This window comes from Sinomonas sp., assembly GCF_051955515.1.
Lineage (GTDB): Bacteria > Actinomycetota > Actinomycetes > Actinomycetales > Micrococcaceae > Sinomonas.
The window spans coordinates 1-6,945 of record NZ_JBQCGQ010000089.1; the positions used below are offsets into that span (position 1 = coordinate 1).

The following is a 6,945-nucleotide window of genomic DNA, read 5'->3' on the forward strand; positions in this document are numbered from 1 at the left end:
GCGGCGACGTCGGGGCCCGGCGCGGCCCGCCGGGCGCGGCCCCGGGATCCCACCTCCACTGCGCGGTCTGGGTCGCCGGCCGGGCCGCCCCCCCGGCCGGCTGGTTGTGAGATAGGCCTCCCGGTTCATCCCTCGTGTCCTTGCCGTGATCATCTGAGACTCGCCTGTGATCCGAATGTGACTTTTCGTGAGGGGTCGGGTACGCTCGTTCATGTTCCAACTCCAACCAAGTTGGAACATCCGGTCGGATTGCCTAGCTCTGCCGCCGACCGGGACCGTTCGCACAACCGTCTGGCAGGGGCGGGGGAACCACTTTCGGTCCTTCTCTCGAGAAGGACCTTGGGGTAAAGCAGCCCGGCGCTCGCGCCGGGAAGCCGGATACTTCCAGTCCGAACCCGACAGCTCACCTCGCAGGCATTGGGAGAGGCTACCTCTGTGTCGTCACGCAACGTCATTGCGCGTCGCTGGACCGTGTCGGTCCGCGGCAGCCATTCGGCTGCCCGTCCGGCTCATCTCAGCGGCGCAGGCACCGTCGGCCGTCAGGTCGTCGACTCTGCTGCTGCACCATCGCAGCGCAAAGCCTCGGTCCTCTCCGATGCGATGAGCGCTTGTGCCCCGAGCGCTTTCGCGTCAAAGAAGTCGTCCCACAGCACGCTCGCGCGCGCTGCGTCCCCCGGCTTCTGTACGTTCCGCTGACCCCCTGACCGGAGCGCGGCGTCCCCCAGCTGCCGCGCTCTCATCCGTGTGCCAGAGTCCTTGGCACGCGGGGAGACGAAAGAGAGATACGCCCCACATGTCCACTCGTGCTGGAATGGCTCGGCACCGGGCCGAGAACACGTCCTCCATCGCCATCATCGCCAAGGCTGTGACTGAGAACGCCGGTGGCATGGGCCGCCAGGCAGCTGTCATCGCCGCTGCTTCGGGCCTTGTCCTGACCAGCGGTGTCGCCGCCAACGCTGCCGAGATCCCCACGCAGCGCGAGGCCTCCGCCCCCACCGCCCTTGAGGTCCAGACGGCCGTTGACGCCAACGTGGCCGCTGACGCTGGCGCTCAGGTCAGCTTCGAGCGCCCTGCGGTCGAGTCCGAGGCTGCGCCGACGCCGGATCCGGCGCCTGCTGCTCCGACGGTTGCCGTCCAGCAGACGACCAACGTCGCTGCGGGTGCCGCCGTGAAGCCTGCGGCCCAGACCGCCCCGAAGGTTGCCTCGAGCGGCCTCGGCGCTGCGATCGCGGCCGCCGCCTACGCCCAGCTCGGCGTGGCGCAGGACTGCACCATGCTCGTCACCAACGCCCTCGCCGCCGTCGGCATCTACTACCACGGCTGGCCGGCCGGCTACATGTCCCTCGGCCACATCGTGAGCGCGGGCGAGGCGCAGGTGGGCGACCTCGTGTACTACCAGAACGGCGGCATGGGCATGGCCCACATCGCCGTCTACGTCGGCAACGGCATGGCCGTCCACGGCGGCTGGGAGGGTGGCCAGACCGTCCTCTACAGCGTGAACGTCGGCTCCGGCCCGGTCTTCATCCACGTGGATCGCTGACCCTAGGCTTCACAGCGCGGCGCCCCTCCTCACTTGGAGGGGCACCGCGCTTTTTTGGTGTCGAAACGGTGAATACTCGGCCACAGGTTTCGTCGATGCCAGCGGTCATTCGTGAAAGTGCAAATTCGTTCAGTACTCTAAAAGGGTCGATCAGCCCGACCACGCACAGGGCAGCCGGCCCTGTGCCCCTGACGGGTACGGCCGTGAAGAGGAACGCGCATGCGCACACTCGTTCTGAATGCCGGGTACGAACCGCTGGCGGTAGTGAGCTTCCGCCGGGCGCTCGTGCTTGTTCTCGCCGGGAAGGCGAGCATCGTGGCGGAGGACGGCGATCCAGTCGTTGGTCCGCGCGATGTGCTCGGACGCCCCTCCGTCATTCTCCTGAACCGCTATATCAGACCCCGCCGCACCCACACCGCGACCGTCAGCAGACGCGGCGTGCTGCGGAGGGACGGGCATCTCTGCGCCTACTGCGGCAAGACCGCCCACACGATTGACCATGTGCTGCCGAAATCACGCGGGGGCGAGGACTCGTGGGAGAATCTCGTGGCCTGCTGCCTCCGGTGCAACAACGTCAAAGGTGATCACACCCCGGCAGAGATGGGATGGAAGCTGCGGTTCGCACCGAAGGAGCCGGTAGGGACGGTGTGGCAGATCAAGGAGCTTGAGAAGCCAGTCGCCCAGTGGAGCCCCTTCCTGCTTCCGGAGTCGGCAGCCTGATCGGCACATCCCGCTCCGACACTCCCGACGTGGTCTTCGACGCGGTCGTCCTCGCGGGCGGCCGTGCCTCCAGGCTCGGAGGATTCCCCAAGCCGACCCTCGTAGTGGGTGGGGCCACCCTCCTCGAGCACGCGCTCGATGCCGTGCATGAAGCGCGGGTCATTGCCGTCGTCGGACCGGAGACGAGCGCCGTCGCCGCCGGACGTCTGCCCGAGGACGACGGCGACCGCCTCCGGTGGACGCTCGAATCCCCGAGGTTCGCGGGACCCGTCGCCGCGCTCGCGGCGGGGCTCGCCGCGCTGAGGCGAGATCCAGCGGGCGACGCGCCGTGGGTCGCCCTGCTTGCCGCCGATTTGCCCCGCGCCCGCGAGGCCCTCGCCCCGCTCGCGGCGGCCGCAGCCGCGGAACCGGAGGCCGACGTCGTGCTCGCCGAAGACGACGGCGGGCGCGCCCAGCCGCTGCTCGCCCTCTATCGCCGCGGCCCGCTTGAGCGGATCCTCGCCGAACTCGATGACGACGGCGGCCTCGCCGACCGTCCCTTGCGTCACCTCGTTGCTAGGCTGACTGTGCTGCCCCTGCGGCTCCCGCCCGGTCTCGCTGACGATGTCGATACGTGGTCCGCGGCTGAGCGCTGGGGCATCCGCCGCCCGGAGGGACCGGGGAGCGTTGACGCGACCGGAGGAGCCTGAGATGTCGGAGGCCACGGACAACCCGAAGGACAGCCCAGCGCAGGACACGCAGCAAGTCCTCCGAGACTGGTGCCACGAGCTCCTCGAAGCCCTCGAGCTGGACAACCTCGAGGTGGACATCGACGCAGTCCTCGGCTTGGCGGGCGTGGCTGCGCACTCCATTGTGCGTCCGGCTGCTCCCCTCACCACGTTCATCGCCGCCTACGCTGCCGGCTTCGCGGCCGGCACCGGACAGGCGGGCGAGCGGCTGGCCATGGACTCGGCCATCGACGTGGCCCGCAGGCTCGCGAAGGCCCGCGGCGACCGGTCCGGGTCCGGGGAATGAGCGGCGGCGCCGCGGGCGCCGCGCACCACGTGGACCACTCATGGTCGGAGGCGCGTGCGGTCGCGGCCGCGGCGGCCCCGCGCATCCCTCCGGTGCGCCTGCCGCTCCGGCTCTGCGCGGGGCGCACGCTCGCTGAAGATCTGACGGCACTCACACCGATGCCGCATTACGCCTCGTCCGCGATGGATGGCTGGGCCGTGAGCGGGTCCGGGCCTTGGATCCTCGTCGAGGCGGGCGAGCAGCTTTCCGCCCATCAGGCGAGCCCGATCGTCACGGGCGGGCTCATCCCGCCCGGCGCACGCGCGGTGCTGCGCCGAGAGCACGGCGAGATCGCGCCCGACGCCGAAGGGCTCCCGCACCTGCGGCTCGGTGCGGCAGCCCCACCGGGCGCGCCGCCAGGGGGAGCGGACATCCGCCCCTCTGGCGAGGAGGCACAGCCCGGGGAGGTCCTCCTGCCGGCGGGCACAGTGCTCGGTCCGGCGCAGCTCGCCCTCTCGGCGGTCGCCGGCTATGACGAGCTGCCGGTCGAGGGCCTGCCGCTCGTCCGTCTCGTGAGGACGGGCTCCGAGGTCGTGGAGTCGGGGAAGCCCGAGCCGGGCCGCGTGCGCGACGTCTTCAGCTTCCTCATCCCGCCGCTCGTGACGGTGTACGGGGGCATCCTCGTGGGCCAGCGCAAGATCGGCGACGCCGCCGAGGAGTGGCACTCGGCCCTTGCCGACGACGAATCGATATCAGACGCAGCCGGCCCGGCCGACGTCGTCATCACCACGGGCGGCACGGGAAAAGGCGAGTCGGACCACTTCCGCGACATCGTGGCAGGCCTCGGCGGGAAGCTGCTCGTGGACGGCATCGCGATGCGCCCCGGGCACCCCACGGTGCTCGCCGAACTGCCGGACGGGCGCTTCTTCGTGGGCCTGCCCGGGAACCCGCTCGCAGCGGTCATGGGCTTCCTGGCGGTCGGGGAGCCCCTGCTCGCGGCGATGGCGGGCCGTCCGCTTCTCACCACCGTCCAGGTCCCGTCCGGGAAGGTCTTCGAGCCCGAGCTCAAGCGCACGCGGCTCGTGCCCTTCCGCCGCGTCTATGGCATGGCCTCGCCAAGCGGCGGGAGCGGCTCGGGGATGCTTCGGGGACTCGCGCGAGCGGACGGCGTCATGGTGGTGCCGCCGCATGGGCTCGAACTGGGCGAACCGGCCGAGGCGCTGCCCCTGCCCTGGGGCCGGCCCCTCACCGAAGCAGCTGCGCCCGGAGCGAAGCCGAAGAAGCGTTCCGTCGCCTCCAAGGGACCCGTGGACTGGAGCGGGCTGGATGGATAGCCGCTTCACGGGGGAGGATGTGAGGTGGAGCCCGTCGCGGCTCGGAAGGAGGCACCGATGGGGCGGCTGAGCCAGCGGCGCAAGGTGCGCAAGTTCGTCCTCGGCAGCGAGTACCCGGTCCGGGACAAAGAGGACGTGCTAGCCGTCGAGGAGCCTCTCGAGATCAGGCTGACCGGTCCCTCCGGCACCATGTCCTACAGCGTCACGATGCGCACGCCAGGCGATGACTTCGACCTCGTGGCGGGTTTCCTCGTGTCCGAGGGCGTGGTCTGGGAGCCGGGGCATATCGTGGCGGAGCGGTTCTGCGGCGGCGAGGACGAGAACGGCCAGCAGACCTTCAACGTGGTGCAGGCGCAGCTGCGGCCGGACGTCGTCCTGCCGGAGACCGGCCGGGCCGTCTATACCTCGAGCTCGTGCGGGATCTGCGGGACGGACTCGATCGAATCGGTCCGGCGCTCGGGGCACCACAGCCCGACGGACGACGGCGTGCGCCTCCTCCCCGAGCTTGTCGCCGGCCTGCCCGCGCGGCTCCGCGAGGCCCAAGCGCTCTTCGACAAGACGGGCGGGGTGCACGCCGCGGGCCTCTTCAGGATCGGCGACGGCGGGACCTCCGCCGAGCTGCTGTGCCTTCGCGAGGACGTGGGGCGGCACAACGCGGTCGACAAGGTGGTCGGCTGGGCCCTGCGCTCGGGGTTGCTGCCGCTCCGGGAGACCGTGCTGCAGGTCTCCGGCCGAGCCTCGTTCGAGCTCGTGCAGAAGGCCGCCATGGCGGGGATCCCCGCCCTGGCGGCGGTGAGCGCGCCCTCGACCCTTGCCGCAGAGCTGGCGGACGAGCTGGGAGTCACGCTCGTCGACTTCAGCCGCGGGTCCAGTTTCAACGTCTACGCGGGGCACGAGCGCCTCCTTGGCTGAGGCGCAGGGGAAGCGCTTCCCCTGTGAGCTACGGGCGAGTAGCTTTGTCTGAGGCGGATTAGTCAAGCGATTGGACAGAGCGGGGCATCGTGCACGACGACAGGCTCATCACTGAAGCGCGCATCGACAGGTTCCTCCGGGACCGGCTCCAGCCGGGGATCTATCGCCGCTCGCAGCCCCTCCGGGTCGAGCGCTGGGACGCTCCCGGCGAGCCAGTCGCATGGGGGGAGGCGACGGCCCAGACCTTCTCGCCGAGTGCTCCCGGAGAATTCTGGGGCCCCACGTGGGGAACCATGTGGCTGCGGCTCTCCGCCGAGGTTCCCGAGGGCTGGGGTGAGCAGGGCTTCGCGGTGGAGGCCGTCGTCGACCTCGGATTTTCCCCTCAGGTGCCGGGCTTCCAATGCGAAGGGCTCGCGTGGAGCCGGGACGGCCACCCCATCAAGGCGATCAACCCACGCAACCGCTACATCCCAGTCGCCGACCTGGGCGGAGGCCCGGACGTCCTCTTCTTCGTCGAAGCGGCCGCGAATCCGGACCTCGCGCAGCACTGGGAGTTCGCGCCCACGGCCCAGGGGGATCCCGACACGGCCAGCCGCGAGCCCCTCTACAGGCTCGGCCCCGTCGTCCTGGCGGAACGGGACCTTGGGGTGTGGGAGCTCGTCCAGGATGTGCTGAGCCTCCGCGGCCTCATGCACGAGCTCCCGATGGACCGCCCGCGGCGCTACGAGATCCTGCGAGCCCTCGATCGGATGTGCGACGTCATGGATCCCGACGACGTCTCGGGATCGGCCAAGGCCGGCCGCGCGGCGCGCGCCGCGGCGCGCGCCGCGCCCGCCAGCACGAGCTCGCTCAGGCTCGTCGCGACCGGCCACGCCCATATCGACTCGGCCTGGCTCTGGCCGGTTCGGGAGACGATCCGCAAATGCGCGCGCACCTTCTCCAACGTCGTCTCCCTCATGGACGACGACCCAGAGTTCACCTTCGCCTGCTCGTCCGCCCAGCAGCTCGCCTGGATGAAGGAGCTGTACCCCGACCTGTTCGAGCGCATCAAGGAGAAGGTCGCCGAGGGACGGTTCGTGCCGGTCGGCGGCATGTGGGTCGAGTCCGACACCAACCTGCCCGGCAGCGAGGCGCTGGCGCGGCAGTTCGTCCACGGCAAGAGGTTCTTCCTGGACGAGTACGGGATCGACACCCAGGAGGTCTGGCTGCCGGACTCGTTCGGGTACACCGCCGCGATGCCGCAGCTCGTGGCGCTGTCGGGCTCGCGCTGGTTCCTCACCCAGAAGATCTCGTGGAACACCACCAACCGGTTCCCGCACCACACGTTCCGCTGGGAGGGCCTGGACGGCACCCGCATCTTCACCCACTTCCCGCCGGCCGACACCTACGGCTCGGAGGTCTCGGGGGCCGAGGTCGCCCACGCCGCGCGCAACTTCTCCGACAAGG

At 70.4% G+C, this 6,945-nt stretch carries 6 protein-coding genes, 1 pseudogene and 1 riboswitch; all 7 genes and pseudogenes read left to right on the forward strand.

The features are described from left to right. Positions 1–270: 270 nt before the first annotated feature. Positions 271–431: riboswitch (cyclic di-AMP (ydaO/yuaA leader) on the forward strand. Positions 432–793: 362 nt separating this feature from the next. After that, positions 794–1,540 carry an NlpC/P60 family protein gene (locus ACTHL9_RS05150; protein WP_440517775.1) on the forward strand — a complete coding sequence of 249 codons (747 nt, stop codon included), beginning with the start codon at positions 794–796 and terminating at the stop codon, positions 1,538–1,540. 219 nt (positions 1,541–1,759) lie between these two features. Beyond that, a complete protein-coding gene (locus ACTHL9_RS05155) occupies positions 1,760–2,260 on the forward strand; it encodes an HNH endonuclease (RefSeq protein ID WP_440517776.1) in 501 nt (166 codons plus the stop codon). A gap of 29 nt (positions 2,261–2,289) precedes the next feature. Further along, positions 2,290–2,949: a molybdenum cofactor guanylyltransferase gene (gene mobA, locus ACTHL9_RS05160; RefSeq protein ID WP_440517777.1), complete on the forward strand. Its 660-nt coding sequence runs from the start codon at positions 2,290–2,292 to the stop codon at positions 2,947–2,949. A gap of 1 nt (position 2,950) precedes the next feature. Beyond that, on the forward strand, positions 2,951–3,274 hold the full coding sequence (locus ACTHL9_RS05165) for a DUF6457 domain-containing protein (RefSeq protein ID WP_440517778.1): 324 nt from the start codon (positions 2,951–2,953) through the stop codon (positions 3,272–3,274). Continuing rightward, positions 3,271–4,587 carry a molybdopterin molybdotransferase MoeA gene (locus ACTHL9_RS05170; RefSeq protein WP_440517779.1) on the forward strand — a complete coding sequence of 439 codons (1,317 nt, stop codon included), beginning with the start codon at positions 3,271–3,273 and terminating at the stop codon, positions 4,585–4,587. The genes ACTHL9_RS05165 and ACTHL9_RS05170 overlap by 4 nt, the downstream gene beginning before the upstream one ends. 57 nt (positions 4,588–4,644) lie before the next feature. Then, positions 4,645–5,499, forward strand: coding sequence for a formate dehydrogenase accessory sulfurtransferase FdhD (gene fdhD, locus ACTHL9_RS05175; protein WP_440517780.1), 855 nt, complete (start codon positions 4,645–4,647; stop codon positions 5,497–5,499). An 89-nt stretch (positions 5,500–5,588) separates the two neighbouring features. Then, positions 5,589–6,945, forward strand: a pseudogene (locus ACTHL9_RS05180) (alpha-mannosidase); the annotation flags it as partial.

Coding starts and splice junctions, on each gene's coding strand:
- ACTHL9_RS05150 (WP_440517775.1), top strand. CDS start 794: ATGTCCACTCGTGCTGGAATGGCTCGGCACCGGGCCGAGAACACGTCC.
- ACTHL9_RS05155 (WP_440517776.1), top strand. CDS start 1,760: ATGCGCACACTCGTTCTGAATGCCGGGTACGAACCGCTGGCGGTAGTG.
- ACTHL9_RS05165 (WP_440517778.1), top strand. CDS start 2,951: ATGTCGGAGGCCACGGACAACCCGAAGGACAGCCCAGCGCAGGACACG.
- ACTHL9_RS05170 (WP_440517779.1), top strand. CDS start 3,271: ATGAGCGGCGGCGCCGCGGGCGCCGCGCACCACGTGGACCACTCATGG.
- fdhD (WP_440517780.1), top strand. CDS start 4,645: ATGGGGCGGCTGAGCCAGCGGCGCAAGGTGCGCAAGTTCGTCCTCGGC.